The organism is Micromonospora sp. NPDC005979 (assembly GCF_040614415.1).
Lineage (GTDB): Bacteria > Actinomycetota > Actinomycetes > Mycobacteriales > Micromonosporaceae > Micromonospora.
In genome coordinates, this window is sequence record NZ_JBEXUR010000002.1 from 38274 (window position 1) to 63209 (window position 24936).

The window sequence follows — 24936 nt, forward strand, 5'->3', positions numbered from 1 at the left end:
GAAACGCGAGCGAGCAGCAGATGTGAACGATGGGACGTCAGCATGCCCGCACCTGACCTCGACACGGATCTCGACACGGATCTCGCGGCCGAACGCACTCACCTGGCCACCTCGCGCGTGGCCCTGCGGCGGATGCGGGAGCGGGCCGAAGCCCTCTTCTCCACCGGCGCCCAGGTCGCCGGCGACCCCTACGCGGCGGAGACCCTCGGCCGCACACTCGCCCGCCGGGTCGCCGAACTGGCCGACGACCCCACCACTCCACTGTTCTTCGGCCGCCTCGAATTCGGCGGACATGCACCAGACGAAGACACCGCAACCGGCCCGACGCAGGCAACCAGCAACAGCCCGACCACCAGCAACCCGGCCAGCGGCAGCAGCGCCGCAAGCAGGAGTGCCGGCAGCGGCAGCGGCAGCGCCGGCAGCGGCAGCGGCAGCGGCAGCGGCAGCGGCAGCGCCGGCAGCGAGCATGCTGGTCGGCGGTACCACGTGGGGCGACGGCATGTCACCGATGAGCTTGGTGAGCCGCTGGTGCTGGACTGGCGGGCGCCGGTCTCCCGGTCGTTCTACCGGGCCAGCGCTCGCGACCCGCAGGGTGTCGCGGTGCGGCGGCGGTTCGGGTTCAGCAACGGGGTGTTGACCAGCTTCGAGGACGAGCGGCTGGACCGGGGCGAGGAGCTGGGTACGGCGAGCCGGATCCTCACGGCCGAGATCGAGCGACCGCGCGTGGGGCCGATGCGCGACATCGTCGCCACCATTCAGCCGGAGCAGGACGAGCTGGTCCGGGCCGACCTGGCCGACTCGATCTGTGTGCAGGGGGCACCGGGCACCGGGAAGACGGCCGTCGGCCTGCACCGGGCCGCGTACCTGCTCTACCTGCACCGGGAGCGGTTGCGTCGGGCGGGTGTTCTGATCGTGGGGCCGAACCGGGCGTTCCTGTCGTACATCGCGGCGGTGCTGCCGGCCCTCGGCGAGGTCGAGGTCGAGCAGGCCACCGTGGAGGAGTTGATCTCGCGGGTTACGGTGCGGGCGGTGGAGACGCCGGCCGCCGCCGCGCTGAAGCACGACGCGCGGATGGCGACCGTGCTGCGCAGGGCGGTGCAGGCCCACATTGGTACGCCAACCGACTCGATCACCGTCTCCGACGGCTCGTTCCGGTGGCGGATCGGGCTGGAGCCGCTGCACCGGATCGTCGAGGAGACCCGACGGGAGGGGCTGCCGTACGGCACCGGTCGGGAGCGGGTCCGGGCGCGGGTCGTGAGTCTGCTGCAACGGCAGGCCGAGGCGCGGCGGGCCGAGTCGCCGGGCGACGCGTGGCTGCGCCGGATGGCCCGGTGTCGGGCAGTGGTGGACTTCCTGGATACGGTCTGGCCGGCGCTCACCCCGGAAGGTCTGGTGCACGGCCTGCTCGCCGACCCGGTCCGCCTCGCCGCCGCCGCCGACGGGCTGCTCAACGACACCGAGCAGGAGCTGCTGGTCTGGGCGAAGCCGGCGCGTACCCCGAAGGCCACCCGCTGGACCGCCGCGGACGCCGTGCTCGTCGACGAGGCGACCGGGCTGTTGGAGCGGCCTTCCGGGTTCGGGCACGTGGTGGTGGACGAGGCGCAGGACCTGTCCCCCATGCAGTGTCGGGCAATCGCCCGGCGCAGTGAGCACGGGTCGATCACGCTCCTTGGTGACCTCGCGCAGGGCACCGCGCCGTGGGCGGCGACCGACTGGCGGGAGTCCCTGACACACCTGGGCAAGCCGGACGCGGTGGTGGTCCCGCTGACGGTCGGCTTCCGGGTGCCCGCCGCGGTCGTGGCCTTCGCCAACCTGCTGTTGCCGGCGCTCGCGGTGGACGTACCCCCGGCGGAGTCGCTGCGTCACGACGGCGGCCTGGACGTGCGTACCGTGGCCGACCTGACCGCCGCCACGGTCGCCGAGGTGCGCGCGGCGCTCGCGCACGACGGGTCGGTCGGCGTGATCGCCGCGGATGACGCGGTCGAGGGGCTGCGCGCGGCGCTGGCCGCCGTCGGCGTCGCCAGCGCGACCGCCGACGACGTCACGGCCGCCCAGCGGGTCACCGTGGTGCCCGCGACGCTGGTCAAGGGCCTGGAGTACGACCACGTGGTGGTGGTCGAGCCGGCCGCGATCGTCGCGGCCGAGCCGCGCGGGCTGCACCGGCTGTACGTGGTGCTCACCCGCGCGGTGTCCCGGTTGTCGGTGCTGCACACCGAACCGCTGCCCGCGCCGCTGCTGACCGCGCCGCAGGCCACACCGCTGACGCCGGTGCCGCGGTAGGTCCCTGGCGTCGGTGCCGGGGCGTCGGACGCGGGCAAGCCGCTGACGGAGCGGCTGTTGGCGTCGCTCGCGGACGCAAGCCTGGGATGTTCGGGCGTCCTTTGCTCTGCTTCAACCCAGGAAACACCTGACGTCCGGTAATCGGACACCAGGTGTTTCCTCCGCTGAAGCAGAGCAAAGGGGATTGCGGCAATGGCCGCCCCGCCTGGCGTATGCCGCCACCGACGCCCGCGACGCCCGGTCGACCGACCCTCACCAGCGCGTGGCAGTACTGTCGGCAACCGGGCAGGCGCGCGGGGCACACGGGTTCGACTTTGCGTCGTAAAGTAGTTTGCATGGGGCCCGACGACGACGATCTTCCACCCTCCGACGCCGCGACCGCTCTGCGGCTGATCGACGACCAGCGGGCGGCCACCGTGCGCCGCCTACAGCCCGACGCCCGGCTGCTCTACTGGCCGTGGGGCGTGGCCTGGTTGATCGGTTTCGGGCTGTTCTTCCTGCGCTTCTCGCCGGGTGGTCGGGTGCTGGTCGCCCTGCCCGACTGGCTTCCCCTGACCGTGCTCTTCGCCCTGCTGATCGTCGCCGGGGTGATCCAGGCGGTGGCGGGCGCCCGAGCGTACGGGCAGGTGTCCGGCGACTCGGCGGTGCGTGGCCGCTGGTACGGGTGCGCCTGGGCGCTGGGTTCGGTGAGCGTCTACGCGGCGGTCGGCCGGGTGTCCGAGCACCTGCCGCACGACCTGGCCGGTCTGCTCTGGTCGGCTGCGGCCGTGGGGCTGACCGGCGCGCTGCACATGGCCGGCAGTGCGATCTGGCTGGACCGGGACCTGTTCCGTCTCGGCGTGTGGATCAGCGTCATCAACGTGGTCGGCGCGATCGCCGGGCCGGGTTGGCACGCGCTGGTCATCTCGGTGGCCGGCGGCGTCGGAATCCTGGTCGCCGGGGCGATCGCCCGACTGCGCCAGCGAGGGCGCTCGTGACCGACCTCGATCCGGTCATCCACGCCCAGGCACGGCTGCGGGTGGTCGCCGCGCTCTCCGCGCTCGGCGACGGCGACCGAATCACGTTCCCCCGGCTCCAGGAACTGCTCGCGATGACCGCCGGCAACCTCTCCGTCCACCTCCGCAAGCTGGAGGACGCCGGCTACGTCGAGATCAGCAAGACCCACCGTGGACGTACGCCGGCCACCCTGATCCGGCTCAGCCGGCGCGGTCGGCTGGCGTTCGAGGAGTACACCGAAGCGATCCGCAGCCTGCTCGATCCCTCCCCTCTGGACTCCACAGCGTCGAAGGAGCAGTCATGACCCTCGCCCGCGCCGACCAGGTCAGCCGCCGGTACGGCGACGTCCTCGCCCTCGACCGCGTCGACCTGGAGGTCCGGGCCGGCGAACTGGTCGGCCTACTCGGCCCCAACGGCGCCGGCAAGAGCACCCTGATGAACCTGCTGGTCGGTCTCCGCCGACCCACCTCCGGGCGGGTCGAGTTGAACGGTCGCGATCCCCGCGATCCGGCGGCCCGACGGCAGATCGGCGTCACCCCGCAGGAGACCGGCCTTCCGGGCACGCTGCGGGTCGGCGAGGTCGTCGATTTCGTCTCCGCCCACTACCCCGACCCGGTGCCCCGAGGCGAACTGCTCGACCGTTTCGGCCTGGGCGACCTCACCCGGCGGCAGACCGGCGGACTGTCCGGCGGCCAGCGTCGCCGGCTGGCCGTGGCGCTGGCCTTCGTCGGCCGGCCCCGACTCGTCCTGCTCGACGAGCCGACCACCGGCCTGGACGTCACCGCCCGGCACACCCTGTGGGACGCGATCCGGGCCTTTCACGACGACGGCGGGACGGTGCTGTTGAGCAGCCACTACCTGGAGGAGGTGGAGGCGCTCGCCCGCCGCGTGGTGGTGATCGGGCAGGGCCGGGTGCTCGCCGACGACACCGTGGACGCCGTACGCGGCATCGTCGGCGTACGGCGGGTCAGCCTGGTCATCGACGAACTGCCCGACCTGCCCGGCGTCGTCCGCGCCGAACGGGTCGACGGACGCCTGCACCTGCTCACCACCGACGCCGACGAGCTGGTCCGCGCGCTGGTCCGCTCCCAGGCCGCCTTCACCGACCTGGAGGTCCGGCCCACCTCGCTGGAGGAGGCGTTCCTCGCCCTCACCGGCGGGACGGACACAGCCCTCACTGGCGGGACGGACACGCCGTCGCAGGCTCCACCCGCTGCCGCCACCAGCGGCCAACCCACCGCCGTCTGAGGAGGCGCACCGTGCAGCTCGCCCTGGTCCACGCCCGCTACCAGCTTCTGGAGACCATCCGGATTCCGGTGGCCGTCTTCGGCAGCGCCTTCTTCCCCGCCGCCGCCATGATCTTCTTCGTGGTGCCGTTCACCGGCGACGACGCGGTCGGCGCCACCTTCGCCACCGCGTCGATGATCACCTTCTCGGTGATGAGCGCGAACATCTTCCAGTACGGCGTCGGCGTCGCCGAGGACCGCGACCAGCCGTGGAGTCCGTACACCCGAACCCTGCCGGCCGGGCCCGCGCCCCGGTTCGCGGGCCGCGTACTGGCCGGCCTCGCGTTGACGTACCTGTCGTTGATCCCGGTCGTGGTGATCGGCGCGACGCTCACCCCGGCCCGGATCACCCTGCCGGCGTTCCTGCTGACCGCCGTCACCGTGGCCGTCATCTCGGTGCCGTTCACGCTGATGGGTCTCGCCATCGGCTACTCGCTGCCCAGCAAGGCGGCGATCGTGGTGGCCCAGGTCGTCTTCCTGCCGCTCGCGTTCGGCGGCGGGCTGCTCTCCGCACCGGGCGACGCGCCCGGGTTCATCGAGACCATCGCGCCGTTCCTGCCCACCCGGGGCGCGGCCGAACTGATGTGGTCGGCGGTCGGCGACTATCCCGTCCAGCCACTCGCGATGATCATGCTCGCCGTCTGGATCGTGCTCCTCGCCGCGCTCGCCGCGTGGGCGTACCGGCGGGACGAGGGTCGCCGGTTCAGCTGACGATTCGTCCGTTTCCGCCCCGTGCCACGGCGGGACGGTGCCAGGATTCCCGCAGGGGGCCCGCCAGGTGGCCGCCGGCCGAGAGGGGTCTTGACGTGAGCACCGTCCCGCCGGGCACGCCGTGCTGGGCCGACCTGGCCACCCCGGACCTGACCGACGCGCGGCGCTTCTACCCCGAACTGTTCGGCTGGACCGGACGGGTGACCCCGGAGCCCGAGGCGGGCGGCTACACGGTCTTCCTGCTCGACGGCAGGCCGGTGGCCGGCGTCGGGCCGCCCGCCATCGAGGACCAGGTGCCGATCTGGTCGACGTACATCGCCACCGACGACGCGGAACTGGCCGCCGGACGGGTCGAACGGGCCGGCGGGCAGGTCGTCGTACCGCCGTTCGAGGTCTTCGACCGGGGCTGGATGGCCGTGTTCGCCGACCCGGCGGGCGCGACGTTCAGCGTCTGGCAGCCGCTGGCGATGCCCGGGGCCGAGGTGTTCAACGTGCCCGGCGCGATGAGCTGGAACGAGCTGGTCACGCCCGACCCGGAGGGCGCGAAGGCCTTCTACGAGCTGGTGTTCGGCTGGCAGCCGGACGAGCAGCCGGTCGGCGGCATGACCTACACGGGGTGGCGGCTCGGAGCGCGGATCGTCGCCGGGATGATGCCGCCGCTCGGTGACGGCTACCCGGCCGACCTGCCCGCGTACTGGACGGTGTACTTCGCGGTGGCCGACGCGGATGCCGCCGCCGCCCGCGCCGCCGAACTGGGCGGGACCATCCTGGTGCCACCGCGCGACATCCCGACCGGCCGGTTCGCCGCCCTCCGGGACCCCCAGGGCGCCCTCTTCTCGGTCATCGACCTGGGCCCCTGACCGACCGACCGTCGGCCAACCTCGGTGATCATGAGGTTGGCCGACCGCTTCGCCCTGTTTGTCGCTCGCCAACCTCATGATCAACGCGCTCGGTGGGAGCAACGCGCTCGGTGGGGGCAACGCGCTCGGTGGGGGCAACGCGTTGGGGGCGGACGGGGACCACCAGGGGGCCGTTGGTGCCGGGCAGCACCCGGACGCTCGCCCGGTAGTGGGTGGCGAGGAGGTGTTCGGTCAGCACCTCGTGCGGCGTACCGGTCGCCGCCACCCGACCCTCGGCGAGCATGACCATCCGGTCGGCGTACTCGCCGGCGAGGGAGAGGTCGTGCATGGTGGCGAGCACCGTCAGGCCGTGCGCCCGGCGCAACTGGTCGACCAGTTCCAGGACCTCCTGCTGATGGCCGATGTCCAACGCGCTGGTCGGCTCGTCGAGCAGCAGCAGCGTCGCGCCCTGGGCGAGCGCCCGGGCCAGGAAGACGCGCTGTCGCTCGCCCCCGGACAGGGTGGCCAGCTCGCGGCGGTGGAAGCCGCCGAGGTCCAGGCGGTCCAGCACGTCGTGGACGGCGGTCACGTCGGCGGCCGACTCCCGACCGAGCGGCGGGATGTACGGGGTGCGCCCGAGCAGCACGTAGTCCAGGACCGACATGCCGGGCGGTACGACCGGGGACTGCGTCACCGTCGCCACCACCCGGGCCCGTTGGCGGCGGTGCAGCGCGCCGCTCGGCGTACCGAAGAGGGAGATGGCGTCCGGCGCGGGCAGCAGGCCGCCGACGGCGCGCAACAGGGTCGACTTGCCGGCGCCGTTCGGACCGATCACGGTGACCCACTCGCCGACGGCGACGGTGAGGTCGACGCCGGTGAGGATCGGCGTGCCGTCCAGGCTGACGTGCAGCGCGCGGACCTCGACGGCAGGCGCCCCCGGAGTCACGTGAGCACCCGGCGGGCGGTCCGCAGCACGAGGACGAAGAACGGGCCGCCGAGCAGGGCGGTGACCACCCCGATGGGCACCTCGGCCGGGGCGGCGGCGGTCCGGGCGACCACGTCGGTCAGGGCCAGGAACGCGGCGCCGAACAGCAGCGACAGTGGCAGGATCACCCGGTAGCTCGACCCGGCGAGCAGCCGGACGGTGTGCGGCACGATGATGCCGACGAAGCCGATGAGGCCGGTCGCCGAGACCGCCGCGGCGGTGCCCAGGGACGCGGCGGCGATCAGCAGGTACCGGGAGCGCTGCGGGTGCAGGCCGAGGCTGGTCGCCTCGTCGTCGCCGAGCGCGAGGACGTCCAGCTCGCGGCGGTGCAGCAGCACCACGACCGTGGTCACCGCGGCGTACGGCAGCACCAGCAGCACGTCGTGCCAGCCCGCCGTGGCCAGCCGTCCGAGCAGCCAGGAGTAGACCGGTTGAATGCTGTCGGCGTGGCGCTGGAGCAGGTACGTCTGCCCGGCGGAGAGGAACGCCGAGACTGCGACCCCGGCCAGGATCAGCATCGCCGGTGATCGGCTCCGCCCGCCGGCCGCGCCGAGCAGGTAGGTCATCGTGACGGCGAGCAGCGAGCCGACGAACGCGGCCAGCGGGATGGTCAGCGGCAGCCCGGAGATCGCGCCCTGCCGACCGACGCCGCCGAGGGCGATCACCGCGGTGACCGCGAGACCCGCGCCGGCGGCCACCCCGAGCAGGTACGGGTCGGCCAGCGGGTTGCGGAAGACTCCCTGGTAGCAGCCACCGGCGAGGGCGAGCAGCCCGCCGACGAGCAGGCCCAGCACGACCCGGGGCAGCCGCAGTTCGGTGACGATGGCGATTTCCCGCTCGTTCAGTCCACTGTCGAGGTGCACGCCCGGGATCAGGTTGAGCAGCTCGGCGGCGACGCTGCCCGGTGGCAGGCTGACCGGTCCGAGCGACACCCCGGCGATGAGCGCGACGAGCACCGCGAGGACACCGATGACCAGCCAGCGCGCACGCAGCCCGGCGGGCCGGGACGCCGCCGAGGTTGGTCCACCGGGCTGACGAGCAGCCCGGAAGCGCCCGCCGGGCCGGGGCGCGGATCGCGTCCCGGCCGGCGGGTTCTCGGGTGTCGGGGTGGCCACCGGTGGCGTTCCGATCACCGACGGACGACGGTCACGCGGGCACCTTGGCGACCGCGTCGATGATCGTCCGCAGCAGGTCCACGACGCGCGGGCCCCAGCGGGACGCGATGTCGTCGTCCAACGTGACGACCTGGTTGTTCTTGACGGCGGTGAGCCCGGCCCAGCCGCTGCGGGCCTTGACCGAGTCGCCGTTCTGCTGGCAGCACTTGGAGTCGGCCAGGAAGACGAAGTCCGGGTCGGCCTTGACGATGACCTCCTGCGACAGCTGCGGGTAGCCGCCGTTCTTGCCGTCGGCGTCGGCCGGGTCGGCGATGTTGGTCAGGCCGACGAGGCTGTAGATCGAGCCGATGAACGTCTTGCTGGTCGCGCTGTACAGCTCCGGGCCCAGCTCGTGGTAGTAGGTGAGCTTCTCGGCGCGCTGCGGCAGGTCCTTGACCAGCTTGGCGATGTCGTCCTTCATCCGCTTGGCGACGTCGGCGGCCTGGTCGGCGTGCCCGGTCAGGGTGCCCAGGTCGGTGATCTGCTGGTACGAGTCGTCGAGCGTGGTCGCCGCCGGGGTCAGGTACACCGGGATCTTCAGCTTGCCGAGCTGGTCGACGATCTTGTTGGTGTCGTTGGAGAGCACCACCAGGTCGGGGTTCTTGCCGACGATCGCCTCGGCGTTCGGCTGGAAGCCGGACAGGTCGCTCTTGGGCGCCTCAGCCGGGTAGTTGGACTGGTCGTCGACGGCGCTCACCTGCGAGCCGGCGCCGATCGCGAAGAGCATCTCGGTGGCGCTGGGCGACAGCGAAACGATCTTCTCGGGACGCTTGTCGAGCGTGAGCGAGCCGACCGTCACCGGGTAGCTGGCGGCCGCGGTGCCGGCGGCCGGCTTGTCGTCGGTCTTCTCCGCGCACGCGCCGAGGGCGAGCGCGGCGACCGCGAGGGTCGCGGCGAAGAGCCGAGGGGTACGTCTGAACATGGGGCCTCCTGTCGGTCGAGGAGTGTGGTGCTTCGCCGACAGGACTTCCGTACCCCCGCCCACGAGGCGCCCTTCCTCGAGAGCGCGTGTCGCGACCCCTCCGCAGGCGACCTGGCTCGTCCCCGCCGTCGGGCGGGGCATCACAGTTGCGGGACAGCGCCGGTTTCACACCGGCTTCGCTGCGGAGTGGTCGCTAAGACGGTAGCGCAGGCTCAGCGGCAGGTGGTGGGGCCCCGCAGGGGCGGTACGGGGCCCCACCCGCTCAGGAGGCCGTGATGGTGACGTTGTCCACAGCCGCCTCCACCAGGCTCGCGCCGGAGGCGTCCGCCGCCTCGACGAGGATGCGGACGGACTGCCCGGCGTACGGACTCAGGTTGAGGTTCGCCACGGCCCAGCTCCCGTTCCGGTTGGTGGCCGCGCCGGACTGGGTGAGCAGCGCCGTCGTGCCGCCGTTGTGCACCACGCTCACCCGCAGGTAGTCGGCCGACGAGGCGTTCGAGCCGTGCGCCAGGTACCAGGCCAGCGAGAGGGTCAGCGTGCCGGACGACGGCAGGGTCACCGCCGGGGACCGGGCGCTGGTCACGCCGCCGTCGACGTCGTAGTCACCGGCCGCCGATCCGGCGAGCCGGCCGGTGACCAGGTCGTTGGAGCCGGCGTACGGGGTGAGCTGCTTCGCCCCGGACGAGGTGGTCGCCTGGGCGGCACCCCGCTCCCACGCCCCGAGGGTCGCGGTGTCGGTGCCGGACGGGTTGATCGTCCAGCCGGTGGCGGTCTCGAAGGTGTCCGACCAGACCGTGGTGCCCCCACCGCCACCGCAGTACTGCGACTGCTTGCCGATGGCCCGGTACGGGCAGTCGGCGTACTCGCTGAGCATGAGTACGGCCTCGCGGTTACGGGTGGTCTGCGCGGGGATCACCTCGTCGGGCGGGTAGAAGCCGCCACCGCTGGCGGAGCCCGGGTACATCTCGAAGGTGTACGCCCAGATGCCGTGGGTGGCCCACATCCAGTCGATGCTGGTGCCGTCGGCGATGTACAGGTCGCTGGACTGCTCCGGCGTGTAGCTGTTGGTGGCCGCCATCTGCTGGCCGATGGTGGCGAACGTGTTGTACTGGTCCGCGCTCATCCCGGTGGCGGTGTTCGCCGTGGTGTAGCCGTACGGCCAGAGCACCAGCTGCGAGTACGTGTGGAAGTCGATGTTCGCCTTGATCTGCTGGACGCCACCGACAACGCGACTGTTCACGAAGTTGCGCAGCGCCTGCGTCTCCGGCGCGGAGAACGCCGACGGCCCGCGGTACGTCTCCGACGAGGTGGTGCCGGACGACCCACCGCAGCAGCCCCACTGGTAGGACCAGTTGCGGTTCAGGTCGGTGCCGACGTTCGACGAGCCGCTGTTCGGCTGGCGGTTCTTGCGCCAGGACCGGTACGACCCGGTGGCGATGTCGTACTCGCTGCCGTCCGGGTTGACCGTCGGCACGATCCAGATCTCCCGGCTGTTGACGATGTTCGTGATCCGGGAGTCGCTGCCGTAGCTGTCGGTGAAGAGGTTGAGCAGGTAGATCGCCATCTCGACGGTCAGGTGCTCACGGGCGTGCTGCTGGGCGTTGAACAGGATCTCCGGCTCGTCCTCGTCGGTGCCGACGTTGTCGGAGATCTTCACGGCCATCAGGTCGCGGCCCTCGTACGACGTACCAATGCTGATCTTGCGAGCGATGGCCGGGTGGTCGGCGACGGCCTGGTTCACGACGGCGGTCAGTTCCGCGTAGTCGTGGTAGTTGGAGTCGGCGGGCGGGAACGCCAGCGTGCCCACCTCGCCCGCGCCGCGTTCGGCGCTCGGTGGCGGGGCGAGCGGTTCCAGCCGGAAGCCGAGCCGGCCGATCGCGGCGGCCTCGGCGGCGGTGGCCGAGACGTGCAGGACGCCGTGCTCGGAGTAGTCGATGGCGGCCCCGGTGCGGGCCACCGCGTTGCGGTCGGCGAAGGTCCGGGGCCCGAGCACCCGGTAGCCGGCGGCGGCGGTCGACTCGGTGGTGCGGTCCGGCGCCGGCTTGGCGGCGACCGGTCCGGCGGCGACGGTGACGATTCCCAGTCCGGTGACGACGGCGAGCACCAGGACGCGGCGGAGAGAGTGAGGTGGGCGGAGGGCCATGGACTACCTCCTCGAAGGGCGGAAGATCCCGCTCGGTGATGCACACTTCACCATCAGTCACATGGTCATCTCAATATCGATCGCCGCGAAATCCATCCCAGGTTGACCATCGCTGCGGCAATGATTTTCTGCCGCTGAACATCTGGCGAAACTTCCTTCCAAGCGGAAAACTGACCAGCGACGATGCCCCCACTCGACACCGCGGAGCACCCATGGCCCCCTCCCGCCTGCACGCGGCCGCCCTCGCCGGCGTCAGCGCGCTCACCCTGCTCGCCACCGCGGCCCCCGCCGCGGCGGCCCGGCCACCCGCACCCGCCCACGACGAGCAGATCACCTTCCAGGACTGGTCCGGGCCCGCCGACTGGCACCGTGGCAGCCAGGCCGGCACCCGCGTCGTGCCCGGCCCGCGCGCCGGCGTCACCCTGGCCCGCCCGACCGGCACCACGGAGTACGCCGACCCGCACACCGGCGTCACCCGCACCTGGGAGTACGGCACCTGGACCTCGCCCGTGACCCGGATCGGGTTCGACGCCACCGAACTGATCGCCTCCTGGAACGCGGAGACCCCCACCGGCACCTGGATCCAGGTGGAGATGCAGGGCGGCTACACCAACGGCGACCAGACCCCCTGGTACGTCCTGGGTCGCTGGGCCTCCGGCGACACCGATATCAAGCGGACCAGCGTCGACGGGCAGGGCGATCCCTGGTCGACGGTCTGGACCGACACCTTCAGCATCGACGACGCCGACGCCGGGGTGCTGCTGCGGTCGTACCAGCTGCGGCTGACCCTCTACCGGACGCCCGGGCAGACCGCCGCCCCGGTGGTACGGATGCTCGGCGCGATGAGCTCCGCCGTGCCGGACCGGTTCACCGTGCCGCCGAGCGCCGGGCACATCTCCTGGGGCGTCGAGCTGCCGGTGCCGCGCTACTCGCAGAACGTCCACAAGGGGCACTACCCCGAGTACGACGGCGGTGGCGAAGCTTGGTGCTCACCCACCTCCACGGAGATGGTCGTCGAGTACTGGGGGCGCAGGCCCTCGGCCGCCGACACGTCCTGGGTGGACCCGACCTACCCCGACCCGACCGTCAACCACGCCGCCCGGATGACCTTCGACTACGCGTACGACGGCGCGGGCAACTGGCCGTTCAACACCGCGTACGCGGCCAGCTTCCCCGGCCTGGAGGGGCGGGTCACCCGGCTGCACTCACTGGACGAGCTGGAGCGTTTCATCGCCGCCGGCATCCCCGTCGTGACCAGCCAGTCCTTCCTGGCCAGCGAGCTGGACGGGGCGAACTACGGCACCTCCGGGCACCTCTTCGTGGTGGTCGGCTTCACCGCCGACGGCGACGTGATCGTCAACGACCCGGCCTCGTCCAGCAACGACGTCGTCCGCAACGTCTACAAGCGCACCCAGTTCGAGCAGATCTGGCTGCGTACCAAGCGCACCAACGCCAGCGGCGGAGTCTCCGGCGGCTCCGGCGGCGTCGCCTACCTCATCAAGCCCGAGTCCAAGCCCTGGCCCAAGGTCCCCGGCTCCACCAACTGGTAACCCCCACCCACTCCACCCCACCCCACCCAGGGAACCCGGTTGATCAAGAGGTTTGCGTCACTGGATGCCACTCTGGTGACGCAAACCTCTTGATCACGCTTGTCAGGTGCGGTCGACCGGCTCGGGGAGGGCTTCGTTCTGGGCGCGGCGGCGGCGCACGGTGTGGGTGAGGAAGAGCACCCAGGCGACGGCGGCCACCAGCCCGGCAAGGGTGAGTGCGGTGACGAGCAGCCAGGTGGAACCCCCGGCGGCGGCGAAGACGCCCTTGCGCGCGCCGCTGTCCAGTGCCGGGGCGGTCTCGCCCGTCGACAGGGTGTCCGGGGCGTCGTAGAGGATCACATCCGCCCGCTTGGCACCGTCGTCGGCAACGAAGTCGCCGTGCCAGGTGCAGCTTCGGCGGGAGCACTCCTCGGAGACGGCCGTGAAGGTGCCCGTGGTGCCGCCACCGCCCTTGGCCTGCCAGGCCGGTCCGAGGTCACCAGCGCCCAGCAGCAGACCAATGCCGGCGATGACAGGCAGGCCGATCCAGACGAAGAGCTTGGCCCGCCAGTCGTTGATCTTGTTGAAGATTTCCACGGCGGCAGACACTAACGGCAGGCAGCCGCTGCCGCTGCCCCGTTTCGACGGGTCCCGCGCGGCGCGCGTCCGCAGGCCCTACGGCTGCCGCCGCTCACCCTCGTCGGACTGCTCGTCCTCGCCGGACTGCTGGTCATCGCCGGACTGCTGGTCCTCGCCGGCCAGGGCCGCGCGGAGGCGTTCCTTCTCCGCCTTGCGACGGGCCGTGGCCTCGGCCATCTCGTGGGCCATCTCGTCGCGCCAGCCGCGCAGCAGGAAGAAGGAGAGCGCGGCGGAGAACGCCAGCGCCAGGATCAGCTTCAGGAAGATGTCCACGTCGACCAGCCAGAGGGCCGCCAGTACGGCGACGAACAGCCCGATCCGGCCCAGCGTGTACTTGAGCGCCGCGCTCACCTCATGTACTCCTTCTCCGCGCCCGGTGGGCGGGTCACTCAGCCCGTCCGGCGGGCCAGCCAACGGACGCCGGGAAACCAGATCGTCGCGTACGCCACGGTGAACGCCGCCGCCGCCAACGCGCCGGACAGCAATGGCGCCAATCCCGCGCCCAGCCCGGCGACCAGCAGCCCCACGAACACCGCGACCGCCGCCGCGACGAGCGCCGCCACCACCCGGGCCGCCCCGAACCCCCAGGCGCGGAAGTCGTCCCAGAACAGCCAGGCCGGCAGGATCACCGCGAGCCAACCGTTGGTGTGCCCGAAGTCGGCCGCGCCGAACGAGGCGAACGCCCACTCGAACAGCACGAGCGCCAGCACACCGATGACCAGGCCGGCCAGGCACACCCCGAGCAGGTCACCCAGCGTACGGACGCGTCCCTCGGCGTCTCGTCGGGGAAAGCCGCCCTGCTGCTCGGCGCTGCGCTGCTCGGTCATCGACTGCGAGGGTACGTGGTGTCTCAGGCCCAGACCTGCTGCGGCTCGGCGCGGCGCTCGGCCAGCGACGGCGCCCTGTCGTACTCCCGGACGACGTTGTAGCGGGTGTCCCGCTCGACCGGCTGGAAGCCGGCGTCCCAGATCAGGTGCAGCAGGTCGTCGCGGTGCATGGTGTTCGGGGTGCCGTACGAGTCGGCGTCGTGGGTGATCTTGTATTCGACCACCGAGCCGTCCAGGTCGTCCACGCCGAAGTTCAACGAGAGCTGGGCCACCGACAGGCCGTGCATCACCCAGAAGTTCTTCAGGTGCGGCACGTTGTCGAACAGCAGCCGGGACACGGCGAACGTCTTCAGCGACTCGGCCGGCGACGCCATCGTCGTCCGCGCCTGGATCCGGTTACGGATCTTGCCGTCCGCCGAGTCGACGAAGTCGTGCTGGTAGCGCAGCGGGATGAAGACCGCGAAACCGCCGGTCTCGTCCTGCAACTCCCGCAGGCGCAGCACGTGGTCGACGCGGTGCCGGGGCTCCTCGATGTGGCCGTAGAGCATGGTCGCCGGGGTCTTCATGCCCTTCGAGTGGGCCAGGGCGTGGATGCGCGACCAGTCCTCCCAGTGGCACTCGTGGTCGACGATGTGCTGCCGGACCTCCCAGTCGAAGATCTCCGCGCCGCCGCCGGTCAGCGACTCCAGGCCGGCGTCCATCAGCTCGTCGAGGATCTCGTCGGCGCTCAGGCCGCTGATCTTCTCGAACCACTGCACCTCGGTCGCGGTGAAGCACTTGAGCTTGACGTTCGGCAGCGCGGCCTTCAGCTCGCGCAGCACCTTCGGGTAGTAGCGCCACGGCAGCGTCGGGTGCAGGCCGTTGACGATGTGCAGCTCGGTGAGCTGCTCATCCTCCATCTCCTTGGCCTTGCGGACCGCCTCGTCGATGCGCATCGTGTACGCGTCCTTCTCGCCCGGCTTGCGCTGGAACGAGCAGTACGCGCAGGACGCCGAGCAGACGTTCGTCAGGTTGAGGTGCCGGTTGACGTTGAACATCACCCGCTCACCGTTCAGCTCGGTGCGCTTGTGGTGCGCCAGCCGCCCCAACCAGGTCAGGTCGTCGCTCTCGTAGAGGGCGACGCCGTCCTCGCGGGTCAGCCGCTCACCGGCGTACACCTTCGCTTCGAGCTCACGCTTGAGTCCGGCGTCCATGGCACGTCCCTTCCACCTGCGGTCTTTCCCGAGGGTACGTCGGGGTCCGGGTGGGCCGGGCGGCACGGTCGGCCACAGCGATCCGGTTCACCGGACTCTCAGCCTCCCGTAACCTGCCGACGCATCGACATCGTTGCCGCTGTGCGGTAAGACAAGGTGGGGCGGAACTCACACACTGGTACCGTCCCGACGGTCGCGCCCACCGAGCGCGACGACGAGCACCGGACGGGGAGCGGAATGGTCGACAGCGGGCGCGGGCGACGGCAGCGACGACGGAGCCCGGTGATCTCGCCGGTGCTGCGGCCGAAGCTCTGGGCCGCCCTGCTCGGCGCGATCGCCGCCGCCGTGCTGGCCACCCCTGCGTACGCCGATCCCACCGTGCCCTCGACCGTGCCGGACACCGGCTCGCGTCCGCCGGCCATCGGCGCCCCGCAGGTGCCCGGCAGCCCGCCCGTCGGCGGCATCCCGGCTCCCCCGGTCAACCTCGGCAACGGCCCGCTGGCCGCCCAGATCGCCGCCGCCGAGAGTCAGGTCGGCCTGCTCGGCGACCAGCTACTGCTGACCCGGCAGAAACGTACCGACGCGCAGGCGCAGCTCGTCGCGGCCGGCAAGGTGCTGGCGACCACGCAGGACGCCGTCCTCCGCGCCCAGCAGGCAGCCGACTCCGCAGCCTCGGACGCGGTCAAGGCGGCCGCCGCCCTGCCGCCGGGTGACTTCGTCGACGACATCCAGGGGCTGAGCCGGCTCCAGCGCATCAACCGCGGCGAGAAGGTCGAGGGCGCCACCACCGCCGTGACCGGCGAGTTGGCGCGGGCCCGGGCCAGCGAACAGACCGCCTACCAGGCACACTCCGCGGCCAAGGCGGCCGTCGACGCCGCCGAGGCGGAGTTCGCCACCGGCGAGAACGCCCTGCGCACCGCCGAGACCAGCCTGCTCAAGCTCCGCAAGGACAACGCCGCCCAGCTGATCCTGCTCGAACGACAGCAGGAGGCCGCCGAGCAGCAGTTCGGATCGGGCTACGTCGCGGGCCAGAGCACCAGCGGCATGTCCGCCCACCCGCGGGCGCTGGCCGCCGTCCGGTACGCGCTCGCCCAGCTCGGTGACCCGTACAAGTGGTCCGAGGAGGGGCCGGACCAGTTCGACTGTTCCGGGCTGATGTGGGCCGCGTACCGGTCCCCGGGCGCCGACTACTTCGATCTGCCCCGGGTCTCCCGCGACCAGTACGCCGCCACCCGGTCCCGCACCGTACGCCCCACCGAGGCGCTCCCCGGCGACCTGATGTTCTTCGCCTCCGGCAGTAGCTACACCACGATCCACCACGTCACCATGTACATCGGCAACGGCAAGATGGTGCAGGCGCCCACGACCGGCGACGTGGTCAAGGTCTCGACGGTCAACTGGTCCCGGCTCTACGCCGTTACCCGGGTGATCGGGGCGGTGCCGACCCCGAGCGTGCCCCTTCCGCCAGTGGTGCCGCCTTCCACCCCCAAACCGACGCCCACCGCCAAGCCGACGCCCACCCCCAAGCCGACGCCCACCGGCAAGCCGACCACGAAGCCGCCGACCCCGCCGACCGGCACGGGTACGCCGAAGCCCACCGGCACGCCGACCGGTACGCCGAAGCCGACCGGCGGCACCTCGCCGACCCCGACGGACAGCCCGACCAACACGCCGACGACGCTGCCGCCGCCCCCCACCACGGCGCCGGCCAGCTCGTCGGCCTCCGCCGCCAGCACGCCGTCCACCAGCCGGAGCGGGACGACCAGCGACAGCCCGAGCGCGGGACGCTGATCCGCCACCGGGGCTCCGGCTGTCCGCCCGGGACGATCTGTGGCACGGTGACAACCAGGCACACCCGGTCCGATGTCACGGGCCGGGTGCGAGCGTGGCGCGGAGGGCGGAGATGGCCGAGCAGAGAGATCCGGCGGAGAGTGTCGACGTCGGCCGGGCCGCGAGGCTGACGACCGCAGATCCGACGACCGCTGATCCGACGACCGACGCCGACACCGGCTCGCCGGCCGGTGCTCCGAGCGCCACGCTGAGCAGCACCGACCGGGACGCCGCGCCCGTCGACGCCGCGGTGCGGGACGGGAACGCCACGCTCGACGGCGACACCGGCGACGGGGTCGCGGAGCCTGGCGGGAAGGCCGTCGGCACGTACGACGCCACTGCCGGGGACGACGCCGCAGGCGACTCCGTCGAGGACGACGCCACGCACGGCGGCGGGGCGGACGTCGAGCCGTCGGAGAACGCCGCCGCCGATCCGGCCGCCGCCCCGGTGCGGGCGCGGGCCAGCGTCGCGACAACCCACTCCCGCCCCGATGATCTTCCGGTGAGCGCTCCAGCCACCGCGACCACCTACCGGGCGACCGGCTCTGCCAGCCCACTGCCCGCACAGCGGGACAGCTCGCCCGCACCGGCATCGGCCGACGCGTCGACCGCCCCGGCGCGCGCCAGCGCGACGGCGTCGGTGACCGCCAGCGCCACCGCGCCGACCAGTGCCACCGCCCCGGGCCCGACGCCGCCGCCGGCCACCGCCCCGGGCCTGACGCCAGCGCCCGCCACCGGCCGGACGCCGGCACAGGCCACCGGCCCGGCGCCGGCGCGGGCCAGCGTCACGGTCCCCGGCAGCAGCCGGGTCGCGGCCGGCGGCGAGGCCGCGCCGGAGACCCGGGCGAGCACGTCCGCCGTCTACCGGTCGGGACCGGTGAATCCCGAACCGCCCGAGCCGGCGCAACCCCCGGAGCCGGCGCAGCCACCCGCGCGTCCGGCCCCGGAACCGACACCGCCGGGGCCGGGCGAGCCGGAGCCCGCACCGAGCCCGGGGCCGTACCCGCCCGGTCCGACGCCGACGCCGGGCCCCTTCCCCACGCCCCGACCGGACCCGGTGCCACCGGTTCCGGGACCGCCCGTACCGCCACCCTCGCCGGTGCCGCCGGTCCCGGGGCCGCCGACGCCACCCGTCCCCGGGCCGCCGATGCCGCCGCCCGGCCCGCCGGTCCCCGCGCCACCGCCGCAGCCCGGCCCGATGCCGGCGCCCCCGTTCCCGCCGCCACCGGCGACGCCCGGCATGCCGGGCGCGCCCGCCACGGGGTCGGTCTCCGCGCCGCCGGCCACCTTCTCCGGATGGACCGCCGCGCCGCCCGCCCCGGGCAGCGCCTGGGCCGGAACACCCGGGTCCGCCCCGCCGGTGGTTCCCGCGCCCGCGCTGCCGACGTGGCCGCCGTCCACCACCACCCCCCTGACCGGCGGTACGGACCACCGGGCGACCACCCCGCACGGCGGGCCCGAGCGGCGGAGCACGACGGCCGGTGGTCGTACCGGAGCCCGTGCCGGCGGCGCCGACCAGGCGGGCACCGTCTACGCCAGCGGCGACGGGCCGGGCTTCACCACGATCGCCCTACCGGCGAACGCGGCGGTGGAGAATTCCGGCTCGCTGACCGGGCACATCCTCGCCCAGGGCTGGTCGGACACCCCCGCCGAGCGCTCCCGGAACACCCGCGTGGTGATCGTCCTGATCGCCGCGTTGGGGCTCCTGATCGGGATCAGCGTGCTGGTCGTCCTGCTCGCCAACAACGCCCTGGACGGCCTGATGGGCGGCATGCTGAACGGCTGATCGACAACACGGCTGCGAGGGTGAGTCCGCCCACTACGGTCGGTCAACCGGCTGGCGACTCCGCCGAATCGCCGTACACTGGTCAGGATCACTGACCTGGCGCGCCCAATGTGCGCCCATGGGCGATCTTGCGGGCGATCCGGCGGCACAGCCGCGGCAGGCCATCGCGAAGATGCGCCCCGCTTGAAGGGCATTTGTTGACCACCTCTGCTGACCCCAGCACCGTTCCGTCCGTTTTCGATTCCGCCCCGGCGGCGGTCGACGCCCCTGTGGCGTCTGACGCTCCCGAGACGATCGACGCCCCCGAGACGCCCGACGCCGTTCCGGCCGAGACCGCCGAGTCGATCGACTTCGCCGGTCTGGGCCTGCCCGAGCCGCTGGTTCGCGCTCTGGCCCGACAGGGCATCACCGCCCCCTTCCCGATCCAGCAGGCCACCGTCCCCGACGCCCTCGCCGGCCGGGACGTGCTCGGTCGTGGGCAGACCGGGTCGGGCAAGACCCTCGCCTTCGGCCTCCCGCTGCTGGCCCGGGTCGCCGCCGGGCGTCCGGCGCGTCCCCTGCGGCCGCGCGCCCTGGTCCTGGTACCGACCCGCGAGCTGGCCATGCAGGTCAACGACGCGCTCCTGCCGTTGGGCAAGGCACTCAACGTGTTCCTGAAGACCGCCGTCGGCGGTGTTCCGTACGACCGCCAGATCGACGCGCTCCGCCGCGGTGTGGAGATCATCGTGGCGACCCCGGGGCGGCTCGGCGACCTGATCGAGCGGGGTGTCTGCCAGCTCGACGACGTCGAGGTGACGGTGCTCGACGAGGCCGACCAGATGGCCGACATGGGCTTCCTTCCCGAGGTGACCGAGCTGCTGGCGAAGACGCCGGCCGGCGGTCAGCGCCTGCTCTTCTCCGCAACTCTGGACGGCGACGTCGACGCGCTGGTCAAGCGATTCATGAACGACCCGGTGACCCACTCCACCGCGCCGTCCACCGCCTCGGTGTCCACCATGGACCACCACGTGCTGCTGATCCCGCCGCACGACAAGTTCCCGGTGGCCGCCTCGATCGCGGCGCGGGACGGACGGACCATGGTGTTCGCGCGTACGCAGATGGGCGTCGACCGGCTGGTCGAGCAGTTGGCCGCGGTCGGCGTACGGGCCGGTGGACTGCACGGCGGCAAGACCCAGCGGATGCGGACCAAGACCCTCGCCGAGTTCCGTGAGGGTCGGATGAACGTCCTGGTCGCCACCGACGTGGCGGCCCGGGGCATCCACGTCGACGGGGTCACGCTGGTGCTGCACGTCGACCCGCCGAAGGACCCGAAGGACTACCTGCACCGTGCCGGTCGTACCGCCCGGGCGGGCGAGTCCGGCGCGGTCGCCACGCTGGTGCTGCCCAAGCAGCGCCGTACCACCCTCGCGATGATGGAGAAGGCCGGCGTCGCGCCGGCCGAGACCCGCGTCCGGGTCGGCGACCCGGTGTTGGCGGAGCTGATCGGCGCCCGCCAGCCCAGCGGCGTTCCGGTTCGGGTCGAGGCGGAGCCGCGCGGCTTCGGTGACCGCTCCGGCGGTGGACGACGGTTCGACGACCGCTCCGGCGGCCCGCGCCGGTTCGGCGACCGGCCCACCGGCGAACGCCGGTACGGCGACCGTCCCCAGGGCGAGCGCCGCTACGGCGACCGGCCCACCGGCGAGCGGCGCTTCGGCGACCGGCCGCAGGGCGACCGGCAGTACGGCGACCGTCCCCAGGGCGAGCGCCGCTACAGCGACCGGCCCACCGGCGAGCGCCGCTACGCCGACCGGGACAGTCGCGGTTACGGCGACCGCCCGCAGACCGACCGGGGGGACCGACCGGCCGGCGAGCGGCGCTTCGGCGACCGGCCGCAGGGCGACCGGCAGTACGGCGACCGGCCGACCGGCGAGCGGCGCTTCGGCGACCGGCCGCAGGGCGACCGGCAGTACGGCGACCGTCCCCAGGGCGAGCGCCGCTTCGGCGACCGCCCGCAAGGCGACCGGCAGTACGGCGACCGACCGACCGGCGAGCGGCGCTTCGGCGACCGGCCGCAAGGCGACCGGCAGTACGGCGACCGACCGACCGGCGAGCGGCGCTTCGGCGACCGGCCCCAGGCCGACCGGGGTGAGCGGCGCTTCGCGGACCGCGACAGCCGGGGCGGCTACCGCTCCGAGGGCCGTGGTCGGGACGACCGGCCGCGCGACGATCGGCAGGGCTTCGGAGGGCGGCCGCCGGCGCGTACCCACTGATCTTCTGATCCACGCCGAACGCCGTCGCGGAGCTTGTGCTCCGCGGCTGCGTTCGCGCATGCGCTGCCGACTCCGGCCGGGTCGCGTAACGTCCGGCTCATGGCGACCATGAGCAAGTCGATCTTCTGGTCCCGGACGGACACCGCCGGCAGCGAACATGCCCTGCTCGACGACGGCGAGGCGTTGTCGGCGCGCGGCACCCTGCTCGCCGTCGACCCGATTCCGTTCACCGCCCGCTACCGCCTGACGACCGCGCCCGACGGGAGCACCGCCCGGGTCGAGGTCGAGGCCGAGGGGTCGGGTTGGCTTCGGCGGGTGACCCTGGAGCGGGCCACGTCCCGGTGGCGGGTGACCACCGCCGAGCAGGGCGACCTGGATGCCGCGCTGGTCGGGGCCGGGCACCCGCGGGCCGGCCTGCCCGGCACCGACGACCCGGATCGCCTCGCCGACGCGCTCGACGTCGATCTGAGTGGCTCGCCGCTGTTCAACGCCCTTCCGGTACGCCGGCTCGGGCTGACCGGCGGACCGGCGGACATGCCGCGCCGGATCACGGTCGCGTGGGTACTGCTGCCGGGTCTGGAGGTGGTGGCGGCCGAGCAGATCTACACCGGGCTCGGTCCGGGTCGCGTACGGTTCGCCAGCGGCACCTTCACGGCCGACATCGACCTGGACGCCGACGGGTACGTGGTGCGTTATCCCGGCCTGGCCGAACGGATCGACCCCCGCTGACGGCGCATCCCGCTCAGGCGGGCCAGTCCCCGCTGCTCAGGAAGCGCTCGACGGTCGCGGCGTGCGGCGTCAGGTCGAGGCCCTGGGCGGCGACCCAGTCGTCGGAGTAGTACGTGTCGGCGTACCGGTCACCGGCGTCGCAGATCAGGCTGACCACCGAGCCGGTCCGTCCCTCGGCCAACATGCCGGCGATGAGGCTGAACGCGCCCCACAGGTTGGTGCCGGTGGAGCCGCCCACCCGACGACCGAGCACCGTCGAGCCGGCGCGCATGGCGGCCAGCGAGGCCGCGTCCGGCACCTGCACCATCCGGTCCACGACCGAGGGCAGGAAGGACGCCTCGACCGTGGGCCGGCCGATCCCCTCGATGCGGGAGCCCTTGCCGGTGCGTACGGACCAGTCGGCGGCCACCCAGGCCGGGTAGAAGGCGGAGTTCTCCGGGTCCACGACGCAGAGCTTGGTGACCAGGCGGCGGTAGCGGGCGTACCGGCCGATGGTGGCGCTGGTGCCGCCGGTGCCGGCGCCGACCACGATCCAGGCCGGGATGGGGTGTCGTTCCAGCTCCAACTGCGCGTAGATCGACTCGGCGATGTTGTTGTTACCCCGCCAGTCGGTGGCCCGCTCGGCGTACGTGAACTGGTCCATGAAGTGGCCGCCGGAGTCCTCGGCCAGCCAGCGGGCCTCGACCACCACGCCCGCCGGGTCGTCCACCAGGTGGCACCGGCCGCCCTGGAACTCGATCTGCGCGATCTTCTCGGGCGAGGTGGAGGCGGGCATCACGGCGATGAACGGCAGCCCGAGCATGCGGGCGAAGTACGCCTCGGAGACCGCCGTGGAGCCCGAGGACGCCTCGACGATCGTGGTCTGCGGCCCGATCCAGCCGTTGCACAGGCCGTAGAGGAACAGCGAGCGGGCCAGCCGGTGCTTCAGCGAGCCGGTCGGGTGGGACGACTCGTCCTTGAGGTAGAGGTCGATCCCCCACGCCCGGGGCAGCGGGAAGGGCAGCAGGTGGGTGTCGGCCGAGCGGTTCGCGTCGGCCTCGACGGCGGCGATCGCCTCGGTCACCCAGCTACGGCTGGCCTCGTCGCACCGGTCGAGATGAGTCACGCCCGGAAACCTAGCAACCAGGTCAGGCGGGCTGCGGACCGACCGCCTGGGGGCGGTTCTCCCACTTGGTGGACAGGGCGATGGCGGTGCGCGTGGAGGCGACCCCGGGGGTCCGGTTGAGCCGCACGATGAGCTGCTCCAGCTCGGCGATCGTGCCGACCCGGGCCTTGAGCAGGAACGACTCGACGCCCGCCATGAAGTAGCAGGACTCGATCTCGGGCAGCACCCGCAGCGACTCCAGCATGTCGTCGGAGTCCGCGCCGGAGTCCTCGACGATCCCGATCAGCGCGGTGACGCCCAGCCCGATCGCCTCGGGCGCGACGTCCGCGCGGTAGCCCAGCACCACGCCGCTGCTCTCCAGCTTGCCGACGCGTTCGTGCACGGCCGGGGCGGAGAGGCCCACCTGCCGGGCCAGCTCGGCGTACGACAGGCGGGCGTTGCCGCGCAGCAGGTCGACGAGGCTCAGGTCGATGGCGTCCACGGAGAGTGACCTTAACGCGTTGGGCGTAACGCGAGGCCTTCGGCATCCGTTGGTCAGAACAGTGAGTAACTGTTCATAAACTGACGGTCTAGGTAGGGGTTGCACCAGTACCATTTACTAACTTCCCAGTCAGTGCATTTTTCGCGTTTGGCGGACAGGCCAGTTCCCTGGTGCTGTAATTGCCATACGTCCCTCATGACGGCTCTGGGCTCGCACCAGCCGGGGGCAGTGTGTTCAGCCAGGGGCTTCGTCGACGCGAGGAGGGGGCTGTGGACACTGGAGATCGCCTGCTGACACCGGGTGAGGTCGCCGCGCTGTTTCGGGTAGACCCGAAGACTGTGACGAGATGGGCGGCGGCCGGCCGGATAGGAAGCATCCGGACTCCAGGCGGGCATCGCCGGTTTCGGGAATCCGAGGTGCGAGCCCTGCTTGAGGGGGAGGGCATGCTGGACGAGGTGGACGAGGTCGGAAAGCCACGCAACGTGGGTCCGGCTGCCTCCACCGGGCCGGGTCCGGCCAACGCCGGCATGTACTGAACTGGTGCGGACAATGTCAGGCGGACCGGACACCCGTCCGGTCCGCACACCACTGGAACCCAGTTGACGGTTCAGCTCCGGGCCGCGCCGAGTTGGCCGGACCACCGGCGGAACAGGGTGTGTGGCACGCCGAGCGCGTCCAGCACCTTGCCGGCCACGAAGTCGACCAGTTGCTGCGCGCTGGCCGCCGCGCCCGCGCCGTAGAAGCCGGGGCTGGCCGGCAGCACGACCGCGCCGGCGTCGTGCAACGCGATCAGGTGCTCCAGGTGGCTACGGGTCACCGGGGTCTCCCGGGGCACCACCACGACCGGTCGGCGCTCCTTCAGGTTGACCTCTGCGGCACGCTGCAGCAGGTCCTTGGAGAGCCCGATCGCGATGCCGGCGCAGGCCGCGGTGCTGGCGGGTACGACGGCCATTCCGCGTACCCGGTAGGAACCGCTGCTGGGCCCGGCGGCCAGGTCGCCGGCCGGCCAGTGGCGTACGTCCGCTCCGGTCAGGTCGCGACCCAGCCAGGCCGCGAGGTCCTCGGCCCAGTGCGCGTCGCGGAACGAGCGCCCGGTCTCGTCCAGCAGGGTGAGCCGGGCCGCCCGGGACACGATGAGGTCCACCGGCTCGCCCGCGTCGAGCAGCCCGCCGACGACGGCCGCCGCGTACGGCGTACCGGAGGCCCCGGAGACACCGACCACCCATGGTTCCCGCATGCCCCCAGCCTGCCT

Annotated in this window: 22 protein-coding genes, 1 pseudogene and 1 riboswitch; of the genes and pseudogenes, 12 read left to right on the forward strand and 11 right to left on the reverse strand. The window is 72.5% G+C overall.

The window, feature by feature from the left end; genetic code table 11:
- Positions 1–42 precede the first annotated feature (42 nt).
- From ABZ272_RS03340 to ABZ272_RS03365, 6 genes are all read left to right on the forward strand, one after another.
- On the forward strand, positions 43–2280 hold the full coding sequence (locus ABZ272_RS03340; protein WP_355048286.1) for an AAA family ATPase: 2238 nt from the start codon (positions 43–45) through the stop codon (positions 2278–2280).
- A 335-nt stretch (positions 2281–2615) separates the two neighbouring features.
- Positions 2616–3257 carry a transporter gene (locus ABZ272_RS03345; RefSeq protein WP_355048287.1) on the forward strand — a complete coding sequence of 214 codons (642 nt, stop codon included), beginning with the start codon at positions 2616–2618 and terminating at the stop codon, positions 3255–3257.
- Positions 3254–3580 carry a transcriptional regulator gene (locus ABZ272_RS03350; protein WP_355048288.1) on the forward strand — a complete coding sequence of 109 codons (327 nt, stop codon included), beginning with the start codon at positions 3254–3256 and terminating at the stop codon, positions 3578–3580. Before ABZ272_RS03345 ends, ABZ272_RS03350 begins: the two co-directional genes overlap by 4 nt.
- Positions 3577–4524, forward strand: coding sequence for an ABC transporter ATP-binding protein (locus ABZ272_RS03355; RefSeq protein WP_355048289.1), 948 nt, complete (start codon positions 3577–3579; stop codon positions 4522–4524). The genes ABZ272_RS03350 and ABZ272_RS03355 overlap by 4 nt, the downstream gene beginning before the upstream one ends.
- Positions 4525–4535: 11 nt before the next feature.
- Positions 4536–5273 (forward strand): ABC transporter permease, encoded by a 738-nt coding sequence (locus ABZ272_RS03360; protein ID WP_355048290.1) that lies wholly within the window; start codon positions 4536–4538, stop codon positions 5271–5273.
- A gap of 95 nt (positions 5274–5368) precedes the next feature.
- Entirely contained in the window at positions 5369–6133 is a 765-nt protein-coding gene (locus tag ABZ272_RS03365) for a VOC family protein (RefSeq protein WP_355048291.1), read from the forward strand.
- A 130-nt stretch (positions 6134–6263) separates the two neighbouring features.
- Here the strand turns inward: ABZ272_RS03365 and ABZ272_RS03370 are convergent.
- The 4 genes and pseudogenes from ABZ272_RS03370 to ABZ272_RS03385 all read right to left on the reverse strand — a co-directional run.
- A pseudogene (locus ABZ272_RS03370) lies at positions 6264–7058 on the reverse strand (ABC transporter ATP-binding protein); the annotation flags it as partial.
- On the reverse strand, positions 7055–8089 hold the full coding sequence (locus ABZ272_RS03375; protein WP_355048767.1) for an iron ABC transporter permease: 1035 nt from the start codon (positions 8087–8089) through the stop codon (positions 7055–7057). The pseudogene ABZ272_RS03370 and the gene ABZ272_RS03375, both read right to left, overlap by 4 nt.
- A gap of 154 nt (positions 8090–8243) precedes the next feature.
- A complete protein-coding gene (locus ABZ272_RS03380) occupies positions 8244–9173 on the reverse strand; it encodes an ABC transporter substrate-binding protein (protein WP_355048292.1) in 930 nt (309 codons plus the stop codon).
- A gap of 110 nt (positions 9174–9283) precedes the next feature.
- Positions 9284–9348, reverse strand: a riboswitch (cobalamin riboswitch).
- An 87-nt stretch (positions 9349–9435) separates the two neighbouring features.
- On the reverse strand, positions 9436–11316 hold the full coding sequence (locus tag ABZ272_RS03385; protein WP_355048293.1) for a M14 family zinc carboxypeptidase: 1881 nt from the start codon (positions 11314–11316) through the stop codon (positions 9436–9438).
- A gap of 212 nt (positions 11317–11528) precedes the next feature.
- On the opposite strand from ABZ272_RS03385, the gene ABZ272_RS03390 reads away from it, so the two are divergent.
- Positions 11529–12866: a C39 family peptidase gene (locus ABZ272_RS03390; protein ID WP_355048294.1), complete on the forward strand. Its 1338-nt coding sequence runs from the start codon at positions 11529–11531 to the stop codon at positions 12864–12866.
- A gap of 102 nt (positions 12867–12968) precedes the next feature.
- Here the strand turns inward: ABZ272_RS03390 and ABZ272_RS03395 are convergent, their stop codons facing one another.
- From ABZ272_RS03395 to mqnE, 4 genes are all read right to left on the reverse strand, one after another.
- Complete coding sequence (locus ABZ272_RS03395) at positions 12969–13442, reverse strand: hypothetical protein (protein ID WP_355048295.1); 474 nt, start codon at positions 13440–13442, stop codon at positions 12969–12971.
- Between the two features lie 78 nt (positions 13443–13520).
- Positions 13521–13835 (reverse strand): DUF4229 domain-containing protein, encoded by a 315-nt coding sequence (locus ABZ272_RS03400; RefSeq protein WP_355048296.1) that lies wholly within the window; start codon positions 13833–13835, stop codon positions 13521–13523.
- A 38-nt stretch (positions 13836–13873) separates the two neighbouring features.
- Positions 13874–14311: a hypothetical protein gene (locus ABZ272_RS03405; protein ID WP_355048297.1), complete on the reverse strand. Its 438-nt coding sequence runs from the start codon at positions 14309–14311 to the stop codon at positions 13874–13876.
- Positions 14312–14334: 23 nt separating this feature from the next.
- A complete protein-coding gene (gene mqnE / locus ABZ272_RS03410) occupies positions 14335–15504 on the reverse strand; it encodes an aminofutalosine synthase MqnE (RefSeq protein ID WP_355048298.1) in 1170 nt (389 codons plus the stop codon).
- Between the two features lie 237 nt (positions 15505–15741).
- Between mqnE and ABZ272_RS03415 the strand changes: the two genes are divergently transcribed.
- The 4 genes from ABZ272_RS03415 (at position 15742) to ABZ272_RS03430 (ending at position 22098) form a co-directional block, all read left to right on the forward strand.
- Complete coding sequence (locus ABZ272_RS03415; protein ID WP_355048299.1) at positions 15742–17295, forward strand: C40 family peptidase; 1554 nt, start codon at positions 15742–15744, stop codon at positions 17293–17295.
- Positions 17296–17407: 112 nt separating this feature from the next.
- A complete protein-coding gene (locus tag ABZ272_RS03420) occupies positions 17408–19120 on the forward strand; it encodes a hypothetical protein (RefSeq protein WP_355048300.1) in 1713 nt (570 codons plus the stop codon).
- 293 nt (positions 19121–19413) lie between these two features.
- Positions 19414–21369 (forward strand): DEAD/DEAH box helicase, encoded by a 1956-nt coding sequence (locus ABZ272_RS03425; RefSeq protein ID WP_355048768.1) that lies wholly within the window; start codon positions 19414–19416, stop codon positions 21367–21369.
- A 108-nt stretch (positions 21370–21477) separates the two neighbouring features.
- A complete protein-coding gene (locus ABZ272_RS03430; protein WP_355048769.1) occupies positions 21478–22098 on the forward strand; it encodes a putative glycolipid-binding domain-containing protein in 621 nt (206 codons plus the stop codon).
- 13 nt (positions 22099–22111) lie between these two features.
- Here the strand turns inward: ABZ272_RS03430 and ABZ272_RS03435 are convergent, their stop codons facing one another.
- On the reverse strand, positions 22112–23203 hold the full coding sequence (locus ABZ272_RS03435) for a PLP-dependent cysteine synthase family protein (RefSeq protein ID WP_355048301.1): 1092 nt from the start codon (positions 23201–23203) through the stop codon (positions 22112–22114).
- 22 nt (positions 23204–23225) lie between these two features.
- Complete coding sequence (locus ABZ272_RS03440; RefSeq protein ID WP_355048302.1) at positions 23226–23684, reverse strand: Lrp/AsnC family transcriptional regulator; 459 nt, start codon at positions 23682–23684, stop codon at positions 23226–23228.
- A gap of 269 nt (positions 23685–23953) precedes the next feature.
- Between ABZ272_RS03440 and ABZ272_RS03445 the strand changes: the two genes are divergently transcribed.
- Positions 23954–24220: a BldC family transcriptional regulator gene (locus ABZ272_RS03445; protein WP_007454516.1), complete on the forward strand. Its 267-nt coding sequence runs from the start codon at positions 23954–23956 to the stop codon at positions 24218–24220.
- A gap of 71 nt (positions 24221–24291) precedes the next feature.
- Here ABZ272_RS03445 and ABZ272_RS03450 read toward each other — a convergent pair whose 3' ends face one another.
- On the reverse strand, positions 24292–24921 hold the full coding sequence (locus tag ABZ272_RS03450; protein WP_355048303.1) for a UbiX family flavin prenyltransferase: 630 nt from the start codon (positions 24919–24921) through the stop codon (positions 24292–24294).
- Positions 24922–24936: the final 15 nt, after the last annotated feature.